Raw genomic sequence first — 23,034 nt, 5'->3', positions numbered from 1 at the left:
GTTTCAGCCTGATCATCGAAGGCGAGAATCAGACGTGAATACCCTGCTTGAACTTGGGAACACGCATGCTGACCTTCGTACCGGCACCCGGCGCTGTCTCCACCACGAGTCCGTAGTCGTTGCCGAACGCGGCACGAAGTCTGTCGTCGACGTTGGCCAAACCGACGTGAGCAGCTTCTCGTGCGCTGGGTCGCCCCGATCCCGACTCGATGGCGTCGAGCGAACCGGAGCGCAGTAGTTCGGGGTCCATCCCCACACCGTCGTCCTCGACGCTGATGATGCAGTCCGGTCCCTCGTCCGCAGCCACGATGCTCACGGTCCCGCCCTCCGGCTTACTCGAAATGCCGTGACGAACCGCGTTCTCGACCAGCGGCTGGAGGGCAAGGAAAGGAAGAACCACGTTGAGCACTTCGGGTGCTATCTGAAGGCGGACGTTCAGAGCCTCCCCGAATCGCGCGCGTTCGAGGGTCAGGTAACGATCGATGTTGCGCAACTCGTCGGCAAGCAGGGTGAACTCACCCGCAGATCGGAACGAGTACCGCGTGAAGTCCGCGAACTCGAGGATCAGTTCTCTGGCCCGCGCCGGATCGGTTCGAACAAACGATGCGACCGTGTTGAGCGCGTTGTAGATGAAATGAGGACTGATCTGTGCGCGCAGGGCACGCACTTCGGCTCGATCCAACAGGGCTCTGGACGCGTCGAGGTCGGCGAGTTCGATCTGACTGCAGGCATATCGTGCCACCTCGGTGACCGCTCCGAGCATTCCCGGCCACGGGTCCTCGCTGGTGACGATTCCCAGTACGCCGACCACGCCGATGTCCTCGATCAGCAGGGGCTGAGCGATCAGCGCTCGCACATGGTGATCGCTCGGTCCGCGCACCAGGTCCGAGTGCGTGACGAGTACCCGGCGTTCGCCTGCGATCGCACGAATGGCGGCGTCGTGGAATTGTTCGGACAACGCTTCGTGACGGCCGTCCCACGCCAACAGGTTTCCCGACGCGTCTGCCAGGCCCAGACCGGAGCCGCCGGTCAGCTCACGTAGGTGAGGCGCCGCCTCGGCGGCCGAATTCTCGTCGAGTCCACGCCGAAGTGGCCGCGCGGCAAGCGAAGCCGTATGGAGAGCGGCATGGACGGCACGTTCGGTGGGGGTGGTCACCTCACGTCTGGTGCGCATCCACACAGCCGTCAGCGCCCCGGCCACTGCGAGAATCAGCACGCTGAGAAGCGCGACCACGGCCGGACTCACCGCGAGTCCTCGTCCAGTTTCCGTATCAGTGTTTTCGGAGCCACCGTGCGGTGCGCATCTTCGACGACGTCGGCTACGTCGTTCCAGAATTTCTCGTCCTCGGTCTCGTCGGCACTCGGAACGTCGAGGTACACGCCGATCCATCCCCGGCCACCCACGTACGGAGGGACGAAGAACCTCGACGGGTCACGACTGACCCAATCTGCCTGCGCCCCAGGTGGGGCCGCGGCCCAGATCGCGACGCGATCGTCGTGGTGGTGATCTGCCATGGTGACGAACTGCGGCGCCTTGCGCACGAACCACGACGCTTCACCGTGGCTGACCCGCTCGGTCGCCTCCGGCAATGCCAGTGCAAGAGCGCGGATTCGCTCCAACGGCGTCATCGATTCACGACCCGCAGGTATTCGGTGCCGGAACACCTGCAAATCGATCCTTCACCCACGCGACAGCTCCCGGCACAGCGGCGCCGTCCGCATGACCTTCACCCGGTCGCGCCTGGAATTCGATGACGTCACCGTCGGCGCAGGCGCGTTCGACTGCCGCCTCGGTCCATTCCGGACGGATCAGGTTGTCGTTGGTACCGACGACTACGTACATCGGACCGCTCGCGCGTTGACGGGGAAGAGCAACATCGCTGAGCCACGCGTGAATTCGGTCCGCATCCTCGGCGGTGGCCGGCCGCGTGTCGGCGGGCGTCACCTTTCCGACCAGACCCAACTTCTCCGTCGCCCGAGAGGTCAGGCACGAGGTGAGCAGGTCGTAGTTCTGCTCGAATGCGCCGCGCACGTAGTCGGTTCGTTCGAGGTCCGGATGGGTGAGGGACAGCCCTTCGAGTACATAGGGCAGCAGCAGTTGCTGAGGCAGTGACAGATTCACCTCGGAATCACTCGAGATGATCGGCGAGATGTCCGCTGCCGGGGACAGGTTTGCTGCACCGACGAATTCGAGTCCGTCGCCGTAGGTGTCGGCTTCCTCGGCTGCTGCCCAGGATGCCTGCCCGCCTTGGGACAGCCCCAGAGTTGCCCAACGAGTCGAGGTGTCCGGAACGACGTTGCGCGCCGCTCGAACCGCGTCGATGACGTTGAACGCCGCGGTGTCCGGTTGCAGGTAAGGATGCGGGTCCGGAGTGCCGAGGCCCTCGAAGTCGGAGACAGCGACCACGTATCCCGAGTCGAGGAACGGCGCGACCAGGCCGATCGTGCCGAACAGGGTCGGCGAGGCCGACGGCGCGCAGTCGTCCGAAATACCCGTCGTGCCATGGCCGATGGAGACGATCGGCCAACCGCCCTCCGGCGGAGTTCCAGGCGGCGTGAACACCGTTCCCGACACCTGAGTCTCTCGGCCGTCGATACCGGAGGTGGAGCCGTACAGGATTTTCACCGCGCTTGCTCCGGACGCCGCCACTTCGGCTGTGCTGGTGAAGGGTTCACTGTCGAACACGACGCCACGTTGCGCACTGCTCTCGACCGACGGGGTTGTCGTGGTCGAGGTGTCGGTGACGGAGACATCCGGCGAGGCATCCGATCCGCAGCCGACGCTCACGAGAAGTGCGCTCGCCACCACGACTCCCCAGACTGCGCGAACCCTCGAACTCCGAACAGTCATACGCAGTGTTCCCCTCTATTTGCCCGCACCGCTACCTGCTCGGCGACGCCTGACACGTTCCTCTGCTGCGGCCTCTTCGATGTCGAGTCCTTCCAATACGGTACGCAATACCTCGTCGTCGAGATCTCCGTCGTCACGTGCGGCGATCAGCGCAACTCGTTGCGAGCGCAGTGACTGATGCCGGAACTTGTCGAACAGAGCTCCCGCATTCCACAAGGCGGCCTCGCGATCGGCGTCCTCGTCGACCTCCTGGAGTTGAAGCCTCGCCTGCATCGAGCGTCGTACGCGTTCGACGATCGCCTGCAGTTCCTTCCCGTCGATCCCCGGCGGAGGGTGCGCGGCCGCGTCTGCCAACGCCTTCTCTCCCGCCTTGCGAGAAATGTTGCGGGCCAACTCCATCTGTTCCTGCGTGCGCAACTGCTCGTAAGGATCCGCGACGTCGAGGCGACGGATCATGAACGGCAAGGTAGATCCCTGGATGAGCAATGTCCCGACCGCGACGATGAACGCGATCGCCTGGATGACGCCGCGTCCGGGGAACGGCTCGCCGGACGAGAGTGCAAACGGGATACCGCCGGCCGCAGCAAGAGTGACGACGCCGCGCATTCCAGCCCACGAGACCACCAGATTCTGTTTCCACGTCAGTTGATTCTCGCGATCACGGCGCAGGGTTACACCGAATCGCACACGCGAGTAGCTCAGGAACAGCCACACCGGCCGAATCACGATGACAACGGCCAGGACTGCGAGACCGTACGCGAACACGTGAAGCACCGGAAGTCCGTCGGCGACAACATCGTCGATCACAAAGCTCAGCTGGAGCCCCATGTATGCGAAGACGAACATCTCGAGAAGAGTGTCCAGGCTCGACCACACCGAGCGCTCCTGCAATCGCGTCATGATCGACGCGTCCGTCGAATAGTGCCCGATCACCAGACCAGCGACCACAACGGCCAGAACACCGGACGCGTGTAGTTCTTCGGCGGCCAGGTAGGCAGCGAACGGAAGCACCAACCCCAAGCCGGTTTCCAGTGGAGAGTCGTACATGCGGGCACGAACGAACTTGACGACAAACGCGAGCACCAAGCCGACGACAACGCCGCCGATCACTTCGTACGCGAAGAACAACAGGGGCGAATCGGTGGCAATTCGCGTTCCGGTCACTGCTGCGACGGCGACGGTGAAGAGCGTGAGCGCGGTGGCGTCGTTGACGAGCCCCTCGCCCGTCAAGATGGCGATCACCCGTTTCGGGAGCCCGAGCTTCTGACCGACCGCCACCGCGCTGACGGCGTCGGTCGGCGCGATCACGGCCCCGAGCACCAGGGCGGCGCCGATCGTGAACTCGGGCACCATCCATTCGGCGAAGAAGGCAACCACGAACGCCGTCACCAACACCATTCCGACGCCGAGGCGCAAGATCGGGGCCAAGTTGCGTTTGAAGGTCGCCACCGAGAATTTCAGAGCGGCCGAGTAGAGAAGCGGCGGCAGGACCACACCGAGAATGACGTGGGGATCGAGTTCCGGCCGCGGCATACCGGGTATGAAGGATGCGACCGAACCTACCGTCACCAAAACCAGCGGAGCCTGCAGGTTTCGTCGATTGGACAGCCCGGTGACTGCGATGGCGGCAATGACGACCAGCAGAATCCAGGTGAAGTTCACGCGTTCATTCTGCCCGCCGACCCTGGGAGTTCACCCAGCGGACGCACAGAAGCCCGCAACCTTTTCGGTGACGGGCCCCTGAGCAACGGTGCTACCGAAAAACGGTATGCCGAATGCGATATTACTGCTTTTCGGGAACAGCCTTCTTGGCGGCCTCAGCTGCCTTGTCGATCTGATCGCCGTACTTGTTGCCGGTCTTGTCGTCGGCGATGTCGGCGACCTTGTCGATAGCGTCGTGAACCTTGTCGGAGTTCTCCGCTGCGAGCTCCTGGCCCTTTTCGACCAATCCCTTGACGTTGTCCAAGAAACCCATGTCCGTGTCCTCTCCCGGTGCTGACGCACATCCTTCGGCGGAATCGTTCCTCCGCGCCCTTCGATTCTCACAGGTCGACGGCCTCTGCGCCAGAAAGCAGGTCCGTGCGTTCGAGCCGTGCGCAACTCGAGGTAGCGTTAACCCGCCAATAGCTGATTGACCACCCATCGACATCGACAGGTGCCCGGTTTGAATGCAGGACTGCGCGGGACGGGGAGCGACCCCTACCCCACGCGTGAACTGCTGTCCCGGTGGTGGTCGGATCGCACCGATTACACCTGGCTCCCCCGATTCCTCGACACTCGCGGGCTGACCGTTCCCGGCCGCAAGTTAGTCGCGGTGTGGTGTTTTCTCTTCGCCCTGATCGCGGCGACCATGCAGTTGAGCCGCTTCGGTTCCGACACCGCCCTGGCGCGGTCGATCTTCGCCCTCGGAACTATCAGTGGCGCCTATGCGGGCTACCGCTGGGCGCGTAACGAATCGTGGCCAACTTGGCGACAATCCGTGGCCTTTGTCGTCTGGGCCGACCTGTGGCTCGCCGTCACTCTCTTCTTCGCCGTACGCACCGCTTTCGTCGGAACCATCGGCTGCATCCTGTTCATCATGATCGGCTTCTATGCGGCGATAGTTCACAGCCCTCGCGTTGCCATCAGCCACATCGGTTGGGCTCTTGCTGTCTGCACGACGCTCGCTGCCATGGCGATGTCCGAGCCGGTCAACGACGACTGGGTGGTCGTGAATCTCTATCTGATGGTTGCCGGTGTGGTTTTCTCCACCGCGTGGATTCTGCAGATCGTCTGGCTGCGCCTGACCGACGACGCACGCAACGCCCACCGGGACTACCTCACCGCGACACTCAATCGCCGCGGACTCCAGGACGAGGCACAGCATCTGCTGCGCAGTGATCGAACGCAGGCTCTGATCGCACTACTCATCGACGTCGACTCGTTCAAAAACCTCAACGACACGCACGGGCACGTCGCGGGCGACGACGCGTTGACCGCTGTCGCCGACCGCCTCATCGCTGCCGCCGGCCCCGATGCGGTGGTGGCTCGAATCGGTGGAGACGAGTTCGTCGTCCTGCGCGGAGTCGATCGAGGAGATATCGAGCAGGTCGCCACCGAGATACATTCGGCGGTTTCGTCCGACTCCGATCCCTATCCTGTGTCCGCCAGTACCGGCGTCAGTGTCTATCTGAGTCCCGAGACGGACTTACCGGATCGGGCTGTCAACGAACTGATCGAGCACGCAGACAATGCGATGTACCGAGCCAAGAAGCGGGGCGGCGATCGCATTGCCTGGGTGCAGATGTTCAGGCGCTGAAACTACTCACTCACTGTGGGCATGGTGATGCTCGCCGGGCAGGTCGTCGGGTGTCGCGAACATCTTTCGTTTCTCCCCGTGCAGGCGTGCGCTGATCCACCACGAGAGTTCCACGAGTACAACGCCGATCGCGCCGAGGGTGATCGCGAGCGTCGTCGCAGCGACGTTGCTCGGATCCAGTTTGAAGAACTCGCGGGTGAACGGCAGCGCGAACAGGATGAGGTATCCGGCCACCGACCCGCCGATCAGAACGAGCTTCCACCAGACGTACGGCCGAGCCACGACGGCCAGAACCCACACGGCGATCATGATCAACGTGATGAGCGCACTGGTTCCGGCCTGGATCTTCTGGGTTTCCGTCTGGTCCGGGCCTTGGTAAGCCAATACGTAGGAGATGAACGTGGTGATGCCGATGATCAGGCCCGACGGCAACGCCAGACGCATCACGCGCGAGACGAAACCGGTTCGCGCGCGCTCGTTGTTGGGTGCCAGAGACAAGATGAAGGCCGGGATACCGATCGTGAACCACGCTGCGATCGTGACGTGGCGGGGCAGGAACGGGTACGGCAGCGGTTCGAAGTCGAAGACCTGGGACAGGACGCCGGTGATGCCGATCAGGAACGCAAGCACCACCGAGTAGACGGTCTTGGTCAGGAACAGATTCGACACACGCTCGATGTTGCCGATCACTCGGCGGCCTTCCGCGACGACGTACGGGAGCGTCGCGAACTTGTTGTCCAGCAGCACGATCTGGGCCACGGCTCGGGTAGCCGGGCTGCCCGAACCCATCGAGACTCCGATGTCGGCGTCCTTGAGGGCGAGCACGTCGTTGACGCCGTCACCGGTCATCGCGACGGTATGTCCGCGAGACTGCAAGGCCGCGACCATTTCCCGCTTCTGATCCGGTCGCACTCGACCGAACGTCGTTGCTCCGTCGAGAGTGTCCGCCAGCTTTTCCTGATCGCTCGGCAGCTCTCGCGCGTCGATGGGACGGTCGCCGCCTTCGAGTCCGAGGGATCCGGCAACGGCGCCGACGGAAACCGCGTTGTCGCCGGAAATGACCTTGACCGCGACCTTCTGGCTGGCGAAGTACTCCAACGTCTCCTGGGCGTCCGGGCGCACTTTCTGCTCGAGCACGACCAGAGCTTCGGGGGTGACGGTGCCAGGGGCGTCGGCGTCGTCGACGGGGAGGTCGCTGCTGCCGAGCATGAGGACACGAAGTCCGCTCGAACCCACTTCCTCGGCCTTGCGGGCCATTTCCGAGTCGGGATCGAGCAGCACGTCCGGGGCACCGAGTACCCAGTTGCCGTGACTGCCGTACGACTGGCCGCTCCACTTCTTCGCCGAGGAGAACGGCGCCACCGCTGTCGCTTCGCCCCACCCGGAGTCGTCGGAGAGAGACTCGCGAATCGCCAGGACACTCGCGTTGGGGCGAGGGTCGGACGCGGCCATCGCGCTCAACGCGGACTTGACCGCAGTCTCCCCCGATCCACCCGGTGCGACGTCGACCTCGGACAGGCGCATACCGTTCTCGGTCAGCGTTCCGGTCTTGTCCGCGCACACCACGTCGACACGAGCCAGACCCTCGATCGCCGGCAACTCCTGAACGAGGCACTGGCGCTTGCCCAACCGGATCACACCGACCGCAAATGCAATGGACGTCATGAGCACAAGGCCTTCGGGAACCATCGGAACCAGAGCTGCCACCATGCCGTTGAGTGCCGGTCGGATCGGCAGGCCGATCGTGAAGAGCTGATTGAAGATGATCAGCGCACCCGCCGGAATCATCAGGTAGGTGATGAACTTCAGGATCTTGTCGATGCCGCTGCGCAGTTCGGAATGCACGAGGGTGAACTTGCTCGCCTCTTCGGCCAGCTTGGCCGCGTATGCATCGCCGCCGACCTTGGTGGCGCGGTATGCACCGCTGCCCGCGGCAACAAAACTGCCCGACAACACTTGCTGGCCACTCGCCTTGTGAACCGGATCGGCCTCACCGGTGAGCAGCGATTCGTCGACCTCGAGTGCAGCCGAACTGACCACCTCACCGTCGACGACTATCTGGTCACCGGATCCGAGTTCGATAATGTCGTCGAGCACAACATCTTTGGGCGCCATCGCCACGGCGACGCCGTCACGCCTGACCATGGGCTTGGCCTGACTCACGATGGCCAGAGCGTCGAGCGTGCGCTTGGCGCGGATCTCCTGGATGATGCCGATACCGCTGTTCGCGATGATCAGCAGTCCGAACATACCGTCGATGATCGAACCCGTCGCGAGCACGATCACCAACAACACGGTCAGGATCGCGTTGATGCGAGTGAAGACGTTGCCGCGAATGATGTCCTTGACCGAGCGGGACGCCCGGTCCGGTACATCGTTGGTTTGTCCCGACGCGATCCTTGCTGCAACCTGATCGGCGGTCAGACCGCGGGCGACGTCGACGTCGTCCGGCAATCGCTCAGGCGCTACCGCCACTGCTGTCTCTTCTGAACTGGTGTGCTCGTGAGCCATGGTCAAAGATTACGCACCCGGAGCAACTAATCAGGGTGCGACTCGACAGGCAACCACGTCCGCGACACTTCGCCGCTCAGCCCAGCGGTATCCACCACTTCGACGGCGGTGTCGGTGACAACGCGTCGATCCTGCCGCCCGGCATCGGGACCGACACTGTTGTGCCCGCATCTGCAGCCGACTCGTCGAGGCGAATGATCGGCTCCGACCACGAGTGAAACGCGAGGTTGAACGTCGCCCAGTGAATCGGGACGAAGACACCGCGCGACCCGTCGCCCTTGTTGAGGTCGATGTGCGTCTGCACTGCCTCTTCCGGATTCATGTGGATGTCCGGCCAGCGCACGTCGTACGCACCGACGGGGAGAAGCGTCAGATCGAAAGGCCCATAGGTTTCACCCAGCTGTTCGAAACGCGATGTGTATCCGCTGTCACCACCGAAGAAGACCCGGTGCTTCGGCCCGGCGAATACCCACGACGCCCACTGCGTCGTGTTCCGGACGAGGCCACGACCGGAGAAGTGACGAGCCTCCGTGCACGTGAGGACCAGGTCGTCGATTTTTGTCGACTCGTCCCAGTCCAATTCCACGATCCGGTTCTCGGGCACCTTCCAGTGCCGCAGGTGAGCCCCGATACCGATCGGCACGACGAACGGAGCGGTCTGTGTACGAGTCAGGGTCTTGACCGTAGCCATGTCGAGATGGTCGTAGTGATCGTGAGAGATGACTATCGCATCCACTGCAGGCAGTTCGGTCAAAGCCACCGGAGTGGGGTGCATGCGCGCGGGACCTACTGTGGCCGAGGGTGATACGCGTTCACTCCACACCGGATCGGCGAGAACGCGGTAGCCGTCGACCTCGACGAGAACGCTCGAATGGCCGTACCACGTCACCGCCGCGTCGCCGGCTGCCGCCGGTGCCAGCGGAGTGGCCAACGGAATCGGCCGACGCGGCCGACCCGTCGACCCTCGCGTGGCCATCGACTTGAACATTCCGACATCGGTGCCCGGAACCAGTGTGCTGCTGGGCTCCGAGTTGTGGAACTGGCGGTCCCGGTATCGCGGGGACATCGCCGCATACGGTTGCACCGTGTTTCGCGAGGCCCCGATCTGCGTCGGGATGCCCCATGCGGCTCGCGCCACCCACCCCGTCGCCGCGGCAACAGCAGCAACTCCGAGAACCGTCGTCTTCTTCATTCAGACGAGCGTAGCCACTATCTGCCCTGCGTGCCCGGCGCCTGTTTTCCCTGCAACCAGCTTTACTTACCCTTGAATACGGGAGGGCGGTTCTCGATGCGGGCAGCGCGGGCTTCCTGGACGTCCTCGCTGAGCCAGGCGGCGTGAAGCGCGTCGAGCTGCTCGGGAGACTGCTCCTCCATGGTGCCGTCGTCGTTCAGAACCATCTTCATGTGCCGCAACGACAGCGGTGCGAGATTCGCGATGCGGTGTGCCCATTCCTGAGCGTCGTCGAGGGTTCCGATTTTGTTGGCGAGGCCGCGAGTGAAGGCTTCTTCGGCGCCGATCTGTTCGATGCCGAGCAAAATGGTGCGCGCGGGACCGCCGCCGACCAGCGACGCGAGCCGACGCATCGTCCACTTGTCCACCGAGACACCGAGGGTGGCGGCCGGGATTCCGAAGCGAGCGCTCGGCGCTACGACGCGAAGGTCCGACGCGATGGCCAGTTGCGTGCCCGCGCCGATGGCCGGACCGTTGACGGCAGCGATGACCGGGATGGGCGCCGTGTCGATAGAGCGAAGCATCTCGAACAGGCGATCGGTGAAGCCCTCCATGTAGACGTCGCCGGAAAGGTCCGCGCCTGCACAGAACGCCGATCCCTCACCGGTGATGACGACGACGTGCGCGTGCTCGGCTACCGCCGCGTTCATCGCGTCCCGTATTGCGATGCAGAGTTCCGCGCTGAGCGCATTACGACGCTCGTGACGCTGCAACTCGATGGTCACGACGTTGCCGTCACGGGAGAACCCGATCATGTCCGCTCACTTTCGTTTCTGGAAGGCTCGACACAGGGATGTTCCGAGGCGCCGATACCGTCCGCATACTTCTCTGCAGCTAAGTTCTGTACATCAGGAGGTTAGATTACCGATGAGTACAGACGACCTTGCCGCACAGCAACCACACCCGGTTGACGTGGTGGTGATCGGCGCCGGACAGGCCGGACTCTCCGCCGCGTACTACCTGCGCAAGTTCGGAATCGAGCCCGAATCGGGGTTCGTGGTGCTCGATCATGCGTCGGGGCCGGGCGGGGCGTGGCAGTTCCGTTGGCCGAGCCTGACACTGAGCACCGTCAACGGCGTCCATGACCTCCCGGGAATGTCCTTCGCGGAAACCACCGGTACAGACGCCGAACAGGTGCCTGCATCGGTGGCGGTCCCCCACTACTTCGAACTGTACGAAAAGCAATTCGAACTTCCCGTCCACCGCCCGGTACACACGCGAGTGGTGTGTCCGAGGGAAGAGCGCCTGCGGATCGAGACCGACCGGGGAGTATTCGCGGCGCGAGGCTTGATCAACGCGACGGGGACCTGGGAGCGGCCCTTCATCCCCCACTATCGCGGGGCCGAGTCGTTCCGTGGCCGACAACTGCACACGAAGGACTATCGAACCGCTGCCGAGTTCGAAGGCAAACATGTCGTCGTGGTCGGCGGCGGGATCTCGGCTGTCCAACTGCTCGACGAGATCTCACGCGTCACGACCACTACCTGGGTGACGCGGCGCGAACCCGAGTTCCGCGACGAGCCGTTCACGCCGGACATCGGCCGCGCTGCGGTTGCCATGGTCGAAGATCGTGTACGACGCGGCCTGCCACCGGGATCCGTTGTCTCGGTGACCGGCCTCCCGGTAACGCCTGCCATCCGGGCAGCACGTGAGCGTGGTGTGATGAATCGACTGCCGATGTTCTCCGAAATTCTTCCGAACGGCGTGGAGTGGGCCGACGGTACCGTCGCCGACGCCGATGTCATCTTGTGGTGCACCGGTTTTCGTAGCTCACTCGATCACCTGGCGCCGTTGCACCTGCGCGGACCGGGTGGCGGAATCCCGATGACCGGGCGCCTCGCCACGCAGGTCGAAGCCGACCCTCGCGTGCACCTGGTGGGATACGGACCGTCGTCGTCGACGATCGGAGCCAACCGCGCCGGCCAAGCGGCAGCGCGCGAACTGACCGCGTACCTGGGAATCGGCGAATGAACAGAATCCTTGTTCCGGGCGAAACCTGCTGGCGCATCGAACCGGCGGACAATCTTGCCTGCATCGTCGACGCCGCTGACTACTTTCATCATGCGAAGTCCGCAATGCTGCAAGCTGAGAAGCGAATCATGTTGATCGGCTGGGACTTCGACACGCGCATCAAACTCGAACCAGGCGAGCAGACTCTCGACGGCCCCAACCGGTTGGGAATGTTCCTCCGCTGGCTCGTCCGCGAGAAACCCGACCTCGAAATCCTCGTACTCAAATGGAACATCGGCGCGTTCACCGCAATCGGCCGCGGCATGACTCCCGTCTTCGTGTCCAACTGGCTGACCGACGAGCGCCTACGGTTCGAGATCGACGGCGCCCACCCGGTTGGTGCGGCGCACCATCAGAAAATCATCGTCATCGACGACGCTCTGGCGTTCTGCGGCGGCATCGACATGACTGTGGACCGCTGGGACACCTCGGATCACGTCGACCGAAACGATTATCGAATCACGCCGAGCGGAAGGCGTTACGGCCCTTGGCATGACGCAACCACGGCGGTCGACGGCAATGCGGCTGCGGCCATCGGCGAATTGGCGCGGGCACGCTGGAAATCCGCAACCGGCGAGGATCTGACACCGGTCGAGAGCACTGCGACTCCGTGGCCCGTCAATTTGGCTCCCACCTTGCGGGTGGTCGACGTAGCCGTCGCCAGAACATTGCCGGAACTCGGCGAGCGCGCGGAGGTTCGTGAGATCGAGGCGCTGTATCTCGCCGCCATCGCCGGCGCCGAACACACGCTGTACATCGAAAGCCAGTACCTCGCATCACGCACGCTGGCCGAGGCGATTGCCGCGCGTCTACGTGAGGCCGACGGGCCGGAAATCGTTCTGGTCATTCCCCGCAATGCCGATGGATGGCTCGAACAAAAGGCGATGGACGGGGCACGCCACGACCTGCTGCATTTGCTGTGGTCGGCCGATATCCACGACCGTTTCGGTGCATTTTATCCCGTGACCTCTTCTGGCGCACCTATTTACGTACACGCCAAGGTTCTCGTGATGGACGATCGCCTCCTGCGAATCGGGTCGTCGAATCTCAACAACCGTTCGATGGGCTTCGACACCGAGTGCGACATCGCCGTCGAATCCGACGACGTCGCAGATGTCGAGTTGCGCGCCTCGATCATCGGATTGAGGCGCCGCCTACTCAGCGAGCACCTCGACGTCACCGAGGAAGAAGTCGACGACGCGTTGGGCGAGCAGTCACTGTTGTCGACGGTTCGCGCTCTCGCGACCTCCGACGCTCGCAGTCTGCGCGAATTCGACCGGAACACAGTCGACGGCGAAGACCACGTGCTCGCTGAAAATGCACTGATGGATCCCGAGCGCACGCCACCCAGACTGAGCGATCGAATCGAAGGATTGCGCCGCCTGCTCGGCAAACGCTGAGACTCTAGAACACGCGCACGCAGTGCCCGGTTGCCAGCGCGAGTTCGACGAGCGTTGCACCGTGAACACTCGGGACGAGCGCGAGGAGAAACGTATCGCTGTCGCTGTCGAGCCAGGCAAGTGAAACGCCCGTATCGGTGATGTTGTCGCCGATACGGGCGAGAAGCGATTCGAGTCCGGCAGCTCGATCGAAGGCCACGACAAGACTGTCCGACCACTCCCACGATCCCGCCGGCGCCGACGTGAGCACTCGCAGCTGACCCAGAACCTCGGCAGCATCCTCGTTCCAGTCCACCCAGACCAGGCGTTCTTGTTCGTGCAATGCGTCGACGAGAGCAAACCACGCCATTTCCGGGTGTGGCTTCTCGAGCGTCTGTGAGTACAACTCGTTCTGTACTTCGACATACCGTTCCGGTTGGTCGATCGCGAGAGTCACACGATCGATGACAACAGCGCTGTCAGGGGCGAGCAGTTCGGCGATCGCGCGCAACGCGTCGCGAGCAGTTCCACTCACTATGGCTCCAAGTTCAATTCGGTCATCGGTGCGGTTTCCACATTCTGACATGCGTGTGCGCCTCGTTCGGACGTGTCCTCGATGTCGGGACACGAGCCAGATGCTTGCCGTGAGTTCCGCGAATTCCCGGGCAGCACTACTCGCCGAGCTACCAAATTGGACTATCCGGCTATCCCATTCGCCGCACTTGTCCGGTTACCCTTTCACCTGGCCTTACAATCCGGATATAGTCATCGGCGATCCAAGAAGCCAACTGGGATGTAGCGAGCCAGCGAACAGTCTGTTACCGTTCAGCTAACTACCCCTTCTGGTCAAACCGGATCGAAGGGGTTCGGGCAATGACCCACGGGGGGGTTGACGTGAAGGGGCCATGTTCCGCATGAAACACGATTCACACACGACAACCTCTTGGTGGTCGATCGGCGAATGGCGCCTGGGATGGAAGGTCATCGCCGTTCTCGCATTGCCGATGATCGTCGCCGTCGTCCTCGGAGCCCTTCGCGTTCAGACGGAACTCGAAGAAGCCGCACAGCTGAGTTCCTCGTCCGAGCGCGCCCTCGCTGTGCCCGCCGCGATCAATCTCGAATCCGCGCTGTACGAGCTCGCCGAAGCCGCATCGGCACGCACTGACACCGGCCCCGCCACACAAGCGGTTTCGGACGCAATGGATCAACTGGTCGACGCCGCGCGCGCGTTCCAGTCCGACGACGATCTCAACGACCAAGTGACTTCGGCGCTCGCAGAGAGCCGTTCCATCACGGAGGAGGTCGCCGCCGGCGCGGTGGCTCCCGCACGCTTGGTTTCGCGGGTCGGCGAAGTCTCTCGCGCACTCTCGAGCACCTTCACCAGCGTCGTCGAGCATTCTCAGCGTCCGGCGCTGCGCGAAGAGGGTGGCCGACTCTCAGCACTCTGGGATGCGCGACGAGCACTGGCCGAACAACGAATCCTCTTCGGCTCAGGTGATCCGGACCAGCAGGCTCGTACCTCGATGGTCAGTGCCGCCGGTGCCGAACTGGTCGCTCTGAACAACATTCTCGCCATCGACGGGAGCAACGACACCGTCCGGACCCTCAGCAACTCCGCTCAGAACCGGATCAACGCACTCGGATCAACCCCGTCGACCTCTCCTCTGGGGAGCCGCGTCGGTACCGATCTGAAATCCGGAAACGACCAGTACAACAGCCTGACCGACACCACCGTCACCGAGTTCGGCGATACCGTCACCGCTGAATCCAATGCAGCACGAACCGCAGCACTTCGTGACACTGCAATCGTGCTCGGCGCGGTCCTGCTGGCACTGGCCATCGCCCTCGTCATCAGCCGATCGCTCATCGATCCGATCCGTCGGCTGCGATTTGCCGCATTGCAAGCAGCACGACGCGGACTCCCCGACGCGATCGAACGAATTCGCGCAGGTGCCAGTATCGACGACGTCGACTTCGCCCGTGTACCGATCCGCACCCACGAGGAAATCGGCGAGCTTGCACGCGCGGTGGACGACATGCACGGTCAGGCCATCACGCTGGCCGGCGAGCAGGCCACCCTGCGGCGCCAGGTCAACGACATGTTCGAAACGCTGTCGAGGCGTAACAAGTCCCTCGTCGACCAGCAACTCGGTTTGATCGAACAGTTGGAGCAGGACGAAGACGACCCTCGTCGCCTCGAGAATCTGTTCCGGCTCGACCACATCGCCGCGAGAATGCGTAGAAACGGCGACAACTTGTTGGTTCTCGCCGGAACCGATGTACGCCGCGCCAGAACCGCCCCCGTCGCTCTCGGCGATATCCTTCGTGCGGCGGTATCAGGCGTCGAGGAATATCGACGCGTCGAACTCGGGCAGATACCGCCCGGAGTCGTCACCGGTCATGCTGCCCCGGACGTCGTTCACCTCATCGCTGAACTGCTCGACAATTCTCTGCGGTACTCCCCGCCGGAGACCACCGTCTCCATCAACGCTGCCCGCACCATCGACGGCTCCATGATCGTCGAGATCGCAGATCTCGGTATCGGCATGTCGCCTGCCGATATCCTCGATGCCAACGAGCGCCTCGCCGCCGGCGGCGAGATGAGCGCGGATACAGCGCGTCGCATGGGTTTGTTCGTCGTGAGCCGAATCAGTCGTCGCTACAACATCTCTGTGCGCCTGCGCCCGACGGCAACGTCGTCGACGCACAGCGGCATCACCGCAACGGTGCTCCTACCGACGTCGATACTCGATTCTTCTCGGGGACCCGAGATCCGCACGCCGCGAACCGGACCCGTGCCCACGCTCGATCGGACTCCGCCGCCCGCACCGTCTGAACCGTCCTGGTCACAGCCCGTCCCGACCGAATTGGCACCCCCGCAGCCTGCGACCAGAAGTTTCGCAGATCTCCCGCGTCGAACGCCCAGCAACAGCACCGACCGGACTGAGACGTTCGCCCCGATCACACCGCAATCCATTCCCACGACAACAGCGCCTTCGGGGTTGCCACGTCGCACTCCGGGCACAAGTGGAGTACCGGCGGTCAGTACCTCGACTCCGACCACTGCTGCACCCGCCACCTCCGTGTCGTCCTTCGCTCCTCTGCCCGATCCCGAAGGCACAAGCGCATCGACGTCCCTTCCCGTGCGTACTCCGTCGCCGGAATTCACCTCGCCGGCACAGGGTCCCGAGATCCCGGTGGGTCCACACCCGTCGACAACCCCGCCGCCACGGCACCGGCTCTCAGCCCCGACGCCGACAAACACTGCGGCGTTCTTCTCCTCGCGCACCCGTGACGGGCTCTCTGCTCGCGCATCGGCGCGCGCTGACGGCGCGGGAGACGGCAACTCGAACGGCGTACTCGCTGCCCCGACCACGATGCCGATTTTCGCCCGGATGGTGTCCGAGTGGCTCGTGGACCCGACGGCGGAGACGTCAGCTGCTTCCACCGGCAGTGCGTGGACCACCGACGCGGATCAAGGCTGGCTGGCCGCTCGGACCTCGTTCGAGATGCCGGTCACCAAGATCGCCGATTCCGGACTTCCCATTCGAGACCGCGGAGCCCGCCTGGTTCCCGGCGCAGTCGGGAGAGGTGGAACGACACAGCGCCATGCATCCAATCCGGCGGACGTCCAACGTGGTTGGAGCAGTTACCAATCCGGAGTACAACGAGGGCGTCGGCGCGCCGCCGACCATCAGCCCGATGGCGGACAGTCTTTCGAATCGTCCACGATGTTGCACAACGATGAAGGAGAACAGTGAACACTGTCGGAGCCCAAGAGACTCCCCGCGCACTCGACTGGCTGGTATCGGCTTTTGCCCGAGACGTGCCGGGTGTGAGTCACGCGATCATCGTCTCAGCCGACGGGTTGTTGACGGCCTCGAGCACACATCTTCCGCTCGATCGGGCCGATCAATTAGCCGCTGTCACTTCCGGACTCGCCAGCCTGTCCGCGGGGGCGTCACGCCTCTTCGACGGTGGAGCCGTCATGCAGTCCGTCGTCGAGATGGAGAACGGCTACCTGCTTCTCATGGGCGTCGGTAGTGGCGCTTACCTTGCTGCTCTCGCTGTCGCCGGATGCGACATCGGCCAGATCGGTTACGAAATGGCGACTCTCGTCGATCGCGTCGGCACCACCATGGACATTGCCCCGAGAACATCGCAGGGTATTTGAGTTCGATGCCTCACCATCAATCCGAGTACGACGACGCCGAACCGAGCTTGGTCCGGCCGTACGCGCTCACCGAAGGTCGGACCCTGCCGTCCATCGACCTCCCACTCGAAGCGATCATCGCGACGATCGAAGACGCGGTCTCGAACAATCTTGCACCGCAGGATATTCGTGCATCGATCGTCGCACTCTGCGAGCAGCGGATCTCGGTTGCCGAGATCGCTGCCCACCTGGGTGTTCCGATCGGAGTCGTGCGGGTACTGGTCGCCGACCTCGTAGTAGCCGGATCACTGGAAATACATGCCACTCTGCGAAGCGACGCATCTCGAGTCGAGCGACGCGAACTGATCGAAAGGACCCTCAGTGGACTTCGGGCACTCTGACTCATCGTCTCGCGTGAAATCGACAAAAATCGTGATCGCCGGGGGTTTCGGTGTTGGCAAGACAACACTTGTGGGGACCGTCTCCGAAATCGTCCCCCTTCGCACGGAGGCCATGGTCACCGACGCCAGCGACGGTATCGACAATCTCGGATCCACTCCCGACAAGAGCACCACGACGGTCGCGATGGACTTCGGGCGCATCACTCTCGCCGACGACCTGGTCCTCTATCTGTTCGGAACCCCGGGACAGCGCCGCTTCTGGTTCATGTGGGACGACCTGATCACCGGTGCGATCGGTGCGGTCATTCTGGTCGACACGCGTCGCCTGGAAGACAGCTTCGCCGCAGTCGACTTCTTCGAGGCGCGAGGCCTCCCGTTCATCGTGGCGGTCAACCGTTTCGACGGCGCACCAATCCATTCGGCGAGCGATCTCCGCCAGGCGTTGGCTCTACCCAACCGGGTTCCCATGATCGAGATCGACGCCCGAAACCGCGAATCGGCCAAACGCGCGCTGATCGCCGTCACCGAATACTCCCTCGAACGACTTGCAGCTGAAGCAGTCGTCTAGATGAATCACCAGATGCGAATCGTCGCCGAAAGGAACTGGCATGTCGGATGAAATGCACCATTTCTCGATGGGAATCTGGCTGCTCGGACTCGCCTACGTCGTGTCCGTGGTCGGGTCGGTAGTCGGCCTGGCGTGCACCAGGCATTCAGCGTCCGCGACGACAACCGCCACACGCATGCGATGGCTCGCCATGGCTGCCTTGTCGATCGGTGGCGTCGCCATCTGGCTCATGCATTTCATCGCCATGCTCGGCTTCGCGGTCCCCGGCAGTCCCATTCGATACAACCTCGGATGGACCGTGATCTCCGCGATCATCTCAGTAGGGGCCGTGTTTGTCGGCCTGCTGATCATCGGGACCGAATTTCGCTGGACGCGGCTTCTGATCGGGGGCGTGGTAACCGGTCTCGCCGTGAACATCATGCATTACACGGGTATGCGCGCCTTGCGCTTTCAGGGCGAGATCCACTACGACCTGCTCTTCGTTGCACTGTCGGTTCTCATCGCAGTCGTCGCCGGAACCGCTGCACTGTGGTTCACCATGGTGCTCGAGTCCACGATTCTGCGTTTTGTCGCCGGAATCATCATGGGCATCGCTGTCGTCGGTATGCACTACACCGGAATGGCCGCTGTCGAGGTTGTTCACGACGCGGCAGCCCCGGCGCCACAGGGACTCGAAGTGTTCTCGTTCCTCTTCCCTGTCTTCGTTCTCGGCCTGCTGGCGTTGGCAGTTCCGATTGTCGCAGTGCTGACAGCACCCAACCGCGCGACGGCACGAATGGAATCCGCCGCCGACGATCTGGCGTTCGAAGCACGAGAGTTCGCGATCTCGAACTGAGCGAGTACGGGGCGAGTACGGGGCGAGTTCACGTAAATCGACAACGCCCCGTACATTTCGGGGATGGTGGATGCCGGACACAACCCCCAGCCATCGACTCGCGCAACGCTCGTCGTGATCGGTGGTTTGCCGGCCACCGGCAAGTCGACGATCGCGCGGGCGCTTGCGCAGCGTCACCAAATCCCCTTCGTGCGGATCGATACCATCGAACAGGCGCTGATCCGCAGCGGTATCGCTGACGGGTCCGGGACCGCCGGATACATCACCGGGTACGCGCTCGCCGCCGAACAATTGCGACTCGGACTTTCGGTCGTGGTCGAATGCGTCAACCCCGTCGAGGCGACACGAGACGCCTGGTCCGCTACCGCACAACATAATTCGGCGCGCCTGCTCGGTGTCGAGGTCATCTGTTCGGATCCCGGCGAGCATCGCAGACGCGCTGAACGGCGAGTCGTCGACATCCCGGATCTCGTACTACCGACGTGGCAGGAAATTCTGGATCGAGACTACGAGCCGTGGACTACGGAACGGCTGGTGCTCGACACCGCAATCATGGACTCCGACAGTGCAGTACGACGCATCACAGCAAAGATGCTGTAGCGTGCGAGCTGCTCACAAGGTGAGAACGAAGAATGCGCTGTTCGGGTCTTCGCGGTAGTTCCCGAACGGTGGACAAGGCACGAACCCGAATTTCGCGTACAACCGGCGAGCTGGATCGAAGAACTCTTGCGTACCGGTCTCCAATTCGAGTTGCCGGTAACCTCGTTGTCTCGACTCGTCCACGACGTGTTGAAGAAGTCGCGTTCCCACGCCACGCCCCCTTGCTGCCGATGACGTTCGCATCGACTTGATCTCGCCGCCCGCCGACGACCGTTCCTTGAGCGCGACGCAACCGAGTAACTCGTCACCTTCGCTCCACAGCGTCCACATGGTCACAGAGATATCCATCAGCCCCGTGACGTCCAGCGCGTGAACGCTGTCCGAGGGCGAGGTCGCGTGCATGTCGGCGAGATGTTCGGTGAGTAGAGCACGGACCGCATCCCGACTCAGGTCGTCAATTTCGATTCGCACAGACCCTCACTGTCCTCTTCGCTTCCGGCAGCATCGAATGAAAGTATGACTGTCCGTCACTTCGCCGAAGGCCTGGCCCGAACGTGGATGCGTTCTCCTTGGGGGCCGAACAGACTCAGTACCTCGACCGGGCCGCGCCCGTCACTGCCGAACCAATGCGGGTTTCGGGTGTCGAATTCAGCAGCTTCACCCGTACCCATCACGATGTCGTGATCGGCCAACACCAACCGCAACCTCCCCGACAACACGTACAGCCATTCGTAGCCGTCGTGCACTTGGGGATCCGGTTCCGTCTGGCTTGCCGGGATGGTCATCTTGAATGCCTGCAACCCACCCGGTTGCCGAGTCAGCGGCAATACCGTTCGCCCACTGACGCTTCGAGGCGCACTCTGGATGCGTGGATCGGCGACCTGCGGTGCCGCCACCAGTTGGTCCAACGGCACTTGGTGGGCAAGCGCGATCGGAAGCAGCAACTCCAAGCTCGGGCGACGCTCCCCCGCTTCGAGCCTCGACAGGGTGCTCTTCGAAATACCGGTGGACTCGGACAGCGCTGTGAGCGTGACGTTCCTCTGTGTACGAATGCGTTTGAGGCGCGCGCCGATCTGCGAGATGGCGGCATCGATGTGCGGACCGTTGACATTCATGGTGCCGAGTCTGACGACGATTCCCAGAAATGGCAACATTAGTTGCTGAAGAACCCCCTCCGCGAGCAATCTGTGCTCATGCGAACACACACTGAAACTGAGATCCTCGACGCCGTGATCGTCGGCGGTGGCGCCGCCGGACTCAGCGCAGCCCTGGTGTTGGGTCGTGCTCGGCGCTCGGTCGCCGTCATCGATTCCGGCAAACCGCGCAACGCACCGGCAGCACACATGCACGGCTTCCTCTCGCGCGACGGCATGGCGCCACGTGAGTTGCTCGCCGTCGGACGCAGCGAATTGCAGACGTACGGAGTGGAATTGACACAAGATGACGTAGTCGACATCTCCTGGCGCGGTATCGAACCCGGCTTTGTCGTCGAACTTTCAGGAGGCACGACGCTCGAAACTCGTACTGTGCTGGTTGCCACCGGTCTACGGGATTCACTCCCGGAAATACCAGGCATCCAGGAGCTTTGGGGACAAAGCGTGCTCCATTGCCCGTACTGCCATGCGTACGAGATCAGCGACCAACCGATCGGCGTTCTCGGCGGCGACGCTCGCGAGATGTCACTTCACCAGGCCTTTCTACTCCGACAGTGGTCGTCGGATGTGACGTTCTTCCCCGACAAGATCTCGCTCACCCCCGACGAACGCGCGCGACTGGCTGCCCGAGGAGTGACGGTTGCCGACGGATCGGTATCTGGATTGGTCTGCGAGAAAAGCAAACTGAAAGCCGTCGAACTCGACAACGGCCAACTTGTTGCGCGCTCAGCACTGTTCGTTGCGCCGCGTTTCGTTCCGAACGACGCACATCTGACGCGACTCGGCTGCAAAACCAGCCCCACGGGATTCGTGGCTGTCGATCGTTCCGGCGCCACCAGTGTTCCTGGTATCTGGGGCGCCGGCAACGTCGTCGACCCTCGCGCCCAGGTAATCAATGCTGCGGCGGCAGGTTCGACCGCGGCAATCGCGATCAACGGATATCTGGTCGAGCAAGATGTCGAATCGGCTCTTCGTTCGACCGAGCCGGAAGGGGGCTTCTCGGCGACCGTGGAGCAACGCGTCTGCGAGTTGAACGGCGGCAGCGCCCTCCACGGCTTGTGACCGAGGTGTCTACGTCGCGGGGCCGCCGTGCAACTTCTCGTAGGCGGCCTTCTCGGCGTCGTGGCGCGAGATCTTCTTCGGGTTCTCGAGGTCGGAAGGCAAACCGTGACGCTCGAGGCGACGCGACCTGTTCTGAGCCATGTAGGAGACCGAATAGAACAGTGCCAGAAGCACTCCGAGCAGCACCATCGATGCCCGCAGGGCCCACGGTCCGGGGAAGAGCATGAAGGCCGCGAACACTGGAATGAACGGCACCATGCTTCGGATCAGGTGACGCGGCACGGCCCAGTCACCGATCAGGTCGTTTCGTACCCAGTCCTGCATCGAATCGGGCAGTTTGCGCCCCACTGAATAACCCAACCACTGAAGAGGATTCGGGCTCGTACGTTGCTTTTTGGAAGTCACGGAAGTCACCTGTTCGGTACGCATCGACGGTACTGACGCAGTCATCACGTTTCTTTCGGATGCAGTCATCACATTTCTCTCATTGGTCCAAGGCTCCGGCGCGGAGCGCGGCCTCGTTGACCCGCGTCAGAACGTTGTGGAGTTCTTCGAGTTCGGCGAGGCTGACGCCGAGCTTCGCGACAACCGCCGGCGGGATCTTCTCCGCCTCCGCGCGCAGTGCCACACCGGCTTCGGTGAGGTCCACGTCCAGTTGCCGTTCGTCGGCGCGGCTACGGGTTCGCGTGATCAGCCCGGACGCCTCGAGTCGCTTGAGGAGCGGCGACAGCGTCGGCGAATCGAGTTGCAGTGCCTGCCCGATTTCCTTGACCGCCATCGGCGACTTTCCCCACAGTGCCAGCATCACCAGGTACTGGGGATGCGTGAGGCCCATCGGCTCGAGCAGTGGCCGGTAGACGGACAGCACCGCCCGGTTCGCGACCGCAAGTGCAAAGCACACCTGCCGGTCGAGAGCCAGCGGATCATCCATCTGCGTCTGCGGAGCCTTCGTCGTCATGAATCCGATGTTATCAGATTAAT

At 62.9% G+C, this 23,034-nt stretch carries 23 protein-coding genes; 10 read left to right on the top strand and 13 right to left on the bottom strand.

The window, feature by feature from the left end:
• Positions 1-28 precede the first annotated feature (28 nt).
• The 5 genes from ATN37_RS28700 to ATN37_RS28680 form a co-directional block, all read right to left on the bottom strand.
• Positions 29-1,246: a sensor histidine kinase gene (locus tag ATN37_RS28700; protein WP_165639103.1), complete on the bottom strand. Its 1,218-nt coding sequence runs from the start codon at positions 1,244-1,246 to the stop codon at positions 29-31.
• On the bottom strand, positions 1,243-1,629 hold the full coding sequence (locus tag ATN37_RS28695) for an MmcQ/YjbR family DNA-binding protein (RefSeq protein WP_165639102.1): 387 nt from the start codon (positions 1,627-1,629) through the stop codon (positions 1,243-1,245). Before ATN37_RS28695 ends, ATN37_RS28700 begins: the two co-directional genes overlap by 4 nt.
• Before the next feature lie 4 nt (positions 1,630-1,633).
• Positions 1,634-2,851: a lipase family protein gene (locus ATN37_RS28690; protein WP_030534944.1), complete on the bottom strand. Its 1,218-nt coding sequence runs from the start codon at positions 2,849-2,851 to the stop codon at positions 1,634-1,636.
• 15 nt (positions 2,852-2,866) lie between these two features.
• Positions 2,867-4,513 (bottom strand): Na+/H+ antiporter, encoded by a 1,647-nt coding sequence (locus tag ATN37_RS28685; RefSeq protein ID WP_003939739.1) that lies wholly within the window; start codon positions 4,511-4,513, stop codon positions 2,867-2,869.
• A 121-nt stretch (positions 4,514-4,634) separates the two neighbouring features.
• Positions 4,635-4,826 (bottom strand): antitoxin, encoded by a 192-nt coding sequence (locus ATN37_RS28680; protein ID WP_003940164.1) that lies wholly within the window; start codon positions 4,824-4,826, stop codon positions 4,635-4,637.
• A gap of 180 nt (positions 4,827-5,006) precedes the next feature.
• On the opposite strand from ATN37_RS28680, the gene ATN37_RS28675 reads away from it, so the two are divergent.
• Positions 5,007-6,149, top strand: a complete 1,143-nt coding sequence (locus ATN37_RS28675; RefSeq protein WP_003940053.1) for a diguanylate cyclase — start codon at positions 5,007-5,009, stop codon at positions 6,147-6,149.
• 6 nt (positions 6,150-6,155) lie between these two features.
• On the opposite strand, the gene ATN37_RS28670 is transcribed toward ATN37_RS28675, so the two are convergent.
• The 3 genes from ATN37_RS28670 to ATN37_RS28660 all read right to left on the bottom strand — a co-directional run bounded on the left by ATN37_RS28670 (position 6,156) and on the right by ATN37_RS28660 (position 10,646).
• Complete coding sequence (locus ATN37_RS28670; RefSeq protein WP_003940410.1) at positions 6,156-8,660, bottom strand: cation-translocating P-type ATPase; 2,505 nt, start codon at positions 8,658-8,660, stop codon at positions 6,156-6,158.
• A gap of 76 nt (positions 8,661-8,736) precedes the next feature.
• Positions 8,737-9,852 (bottom strand): MBL fold metallo-hydrolase, encoded by a 1,116-nt coding sequence (locus ATN37_RS28665; RefSeq protein WP_007727770.1) that lies wholly within the window; start codon positions 9,850-9,852, stop codon positions 8,737-8,739.
• A gap of 62 nt (positions 9,853-9,914) precedes the next feature.
• The gene (locus ATN37_RS28660) at positions 9,915-10,646 is read right to left on the bottom strand and encodes an enoyl-CoA hydratase (RefSeq protein WP_003940192.1); all 732 of its coding nucleotides are present in this window, start codon (positions 10,644-10,646) and stop codon (positions 9,915-9,917) included.
• A gap of 112 nt (positions 10,647-10,758) precedes the next feature.
• Between ATN37_RS28660 and ATN37_RS28655 the strand changes: the two genes are divergently transcribed.
• Positions 10,759-11,862: an NAD(P)-binding domain-containing protein gene (locus ATN37_RS28655; RefSeq protein ID WP_218695936.1), complete on the top strand. Its 1,104-nt coding sequence runs from the start codon at positions 10,759-10,761 to the stop codon at positions 11,860-11,862.
• Positions 11,859-13,301: a phospholipase D-like domain-containing protein gene (locus tag ATN37_RS28650; RefSeq protein ID WP_218695934.1), complete on the top strand. Its 1,443-nt coding sequence runs from the start codon at positions 11,859-11,861 to the stop codon at positions 13,299-13,301. The genes ATN37_RS28655 and ATN37_RS28650 overlap by 4 nt, the downstream gene beginning before the upstream one ends.
• Before the next feature lie 4 nt (positions 13,302-13,305).
• On the opposite strand, the gene ATN37_RS28645 is transcribed toward ATN37_RS28650, so the two are convergent.
• Positions 13,306-13,815 carry a hypothetical protein gene (locus ATN37_RS28645; protein ID WP_058037916.1) on the bottom strand — a complete coding sequence of 170 codons (510 nt, stop codon included), beginning with the start codon at positions 13,813-13,815 and terminating at the stop codon, positions 13,306-13,308.
• 379 nt (positions 13,816-14,194) lie between these two features.
• On the opposite strand from ATN37_RS28645, the gene ATN37_RS28640 reads away from it, so the two are divergent.
• From ATN37_RS28640 to ATN37_RS28615, 6 genes are all read left to right on the top strand, one after another.
• The gene (locus ATN37_RS28640) at positions 14,195-17,041 is read left to right on the top strand and encodes an ATP-binding protein (protein ID WP_233272327.1); all 2,847 of its coding nucleotides are present in this window, start codon (positions 14,195-14,197) and stop codon (positions 17,039-17,041) included.
• A complete protein-coding gene (locus tag ATN37_RS28635) occupies positions 17,038-17,454 on the top strand; it encodes a roadblock/LC7 domain-containing protein (RefSeq protein WP_003940329.1) in 417 nt (138 codons plus the stop codon). The genes ATN37_RS28640 and ATN37_RS28635 overlap by 4 nt, the downstream gene beginning before the upstream one ends.
• Before the next feature lie 5 nt (positions 17,455-17,459).
• On the top strand, positions 17,460-17,834 hold the full coding sequence (locus tag ATN37_RS28630; RefSeq protein WP_007727785.1) for a DUF742 domain-containing protein: 375 nt from the start codon (positions 17,460-17,462) through the stop codon (positions 17,832-17,834).
• A complete protein-coding gene (locus tag ATN37_RS28625) occupies positions 17,815-18,402 on the top strand; it encodes an ATP/GTP-binding protein (RefSeq protein ID WP_003940118.1) in 588 nt (195 codons plus the stop codon). The genes ATN37_RS28630 and ATN37_RS28625 overlap by 20 nt, the downstream gene beginning before the upstream one ends.
• A gap of 40 nt (positions 18,403-18,442) precedes the next feature.
• On the top strand, positions 18,443-19,237 hold the full coding sequence (locus tag ATN37_RS28620) for an MHYT domain-containing protein (RefSeq protein ID WP_003939865.1): 795 nt from the start codon (positions 18,443-18,445) through the stop codon (positions 19,235-19,237).
• A 63-nt stretch (positions 19,238-19,300) separates the two neighbouring features.
• Entirely contained in the window at positions 19,301-19,837 is a 537-nt protein-coding gene (locus tag ATN37_RS28615) for an AAA family ATPase (RefSeq protein WP_218695932.1), read from the top strand.
• Between the two features lie 12 nt (positions 19,838-19,849).
• On the opposite strand, the gene ATN37_RS28610 is transcribed toward ATN37_RS28615, so the two are convergent.
• On the bottom strand, positions 19,850-20,308 hold the full coding sequence (locus ATN37_RS28610; RefSeq protein WP_007727787.1) for a GNAT family N-acetyltransferase: 459 nt from the start codon (positions 20,306-20,308) through the stop codon (positions 19,850-19,852).
• 56 nt (positions 20,309-20,364) lie between these two features.
• The gene (locus ATN37_RS28605) at positions 20,365-20,991 is read right to left on the bottom strand and encodes a helix-turn-helix domain-containing protein (protein WP_007727793.1); all 627 of its coding nucleotides are present in this window, start codon (positions 20,989-20,991) and stop codon (positions 20,365-20,367) included.
• A gap of 33 nt (positions 20,992-21,024) precedes the next feature.
• Between ATN37_RS28605 and ATN37_RS28600 the strand changes: the two genes are divergently transcribed.
• Positions 21,025-22,053: an NAD(P)/FAD-dependent oxidoreductase gene (locus tag ATN37_RS28600; protein WP_070160662.1), complete on the top strand. Its 1,029-nt coding sequence runs from the start codon at positions 21,025-21,027 to the stop codon at positions 22,051-22,053.
• 9 nt (positions 22,054-22,062) lie between these two features.
• Here the strand turns inward: ATN37_RS28600 and ATN37_RS28595 are convergent, their stop codons facing one another.
• A complete protein-coding gene (locus ATN37_RS28595) occupies positions 22,063-22,482 on the bottom strand; it encodes a DUF5313 family protein (protein ID WP_042451127.1) in 420 nt (139 codons plus the stop codon).
• A 55-nt stretch (positions 22,483-22,537) separates the two neighbouring features.
• Positions 22,538-23,011, bottom strand: a complete 474-nt coding sequence (locus tag ATN37_RS28590) for a MarR family winged helix-turn-helix transcriptional regulator (protein WP_003939892.1) — start codon at positions 23,009-23,011, stop codon at positions 22,538-22,540.
• Positions 23,012-23,034 lie beyond the last annotated feature (23 nt).

Source organism: Rhodococcus sp. MH15 (assembly GCF_019266045.1).
Lineage (GTDB): Bacteria > Actinomycetota > Actinomycetes > Mycobacteriales > Mycobacteriaceae > Rhodococcus_F > Rhodococcus_F qingshengii.
This window is presented reverse-complemented; position numbering and strand designations above follow the sequence as displayed.

Coding starts and splice junctions, on each gene's coding strand:
- ATN37_RS28695 (WP_165639102.1), bottom strand. CDS start 1,629: ATGACGCCGTTGGAGCGAATCCGCGCTCTTGCACTGGCATTGCCGGAG.
- ATN37_RS28690 (WP_030534944.1), bottom strand. CDS start 2,851: ATGACTGTTCGGAGTTCGAGGGTTCGCGCAGTCTGGGGAGTCGTGGTG.
- ATN37_RS28680 (WP_003940164.1), bottom strand. CDS start 4,826: ATGGGTTTCTTGGACAACGTCAAGGGATTGGTCGAAAAGGGCCAGGAG.
- ATN37_RS28670 (WP_003940410.1), bottom strand. CDS start 8,660: ATGGCTCACGAGCACACCAGTTCAGAAGAGACAGCAGTGGCGGTAGCG.
- ATN37_RS28665 (WP_007727770.1), bottom strand. CDS start 9,852: ATGAAGAAGACGACGGTTCTCGGAGTTGCTGCTGTTGCCGCGGCGACG.
- ATN37_RS28660 (WP_003940192.1), bottom strand. CDS start 10,646: ATGATCGGGTTCTCCCGTGACGGCAACGTCGTGACCATCGAGTTGCAG.
- ATN37_RS28655 (WP_218695936.1), top strand. CDS start 10,759: ATGAGTACAGACGACCTTGCCGCACAGCAACCACACCCGGTTGACGTG.
- ATN37_RS28650 (WP_218695934.1), top strand. CDS start 11,859: ATGAACAGAATCCTTGTTCCGGGCGAAACCTGCTGGCGCATCGAACCG.
- ATN37_RS28640 (WP_233272327.1), top strand. CDS start 14,195: ATGAAACACGATTCACACACGACAACCTCTTGGTGGTCGATCGGCGAA.
- ATN37_RS28630 (WP_007727785.1), top strand. CDS start 17,460: ATGCCTCACCATCAATCCGAGTACGACGACGCCGAACCGAGCTTGGTC.
- ATN37_RS28620 (WP_003939865.1), top strand. CDS start 18,443: ATGTCGGATGAAATGCACCATTTCTCGATGGGAATCTGGCTGCTCGGA.
- ATN37_RS28615 (WP_218695932.1), top strand. CDS start 19,301: ATGGTGGATGCCGGACACAACCCCCAGCCATCGACTCGCGCAACGCTC.
- ATN37_RS28605 (WP_007727793.1), bottom strand. CDS start 20,991: ATGTTGCCATTTCTGGGAATCGTCGTCAGACTCGGCACCATGAATGTC.
- ATN37_RS28595 (WP_042451127.1), bottom strand. CDS start 22,482: ATGCGTACCGAACAGGTGACTTCCGTGACTTCCAAAAAGCAACGTACG.
- ATN37_RS28590 (WP_003939892.1), bottom strand. CDS start 23,011: ATGACGACGAAGGCTCCGCAGACGCAGATGGATGATCCGCTGGCTCTC.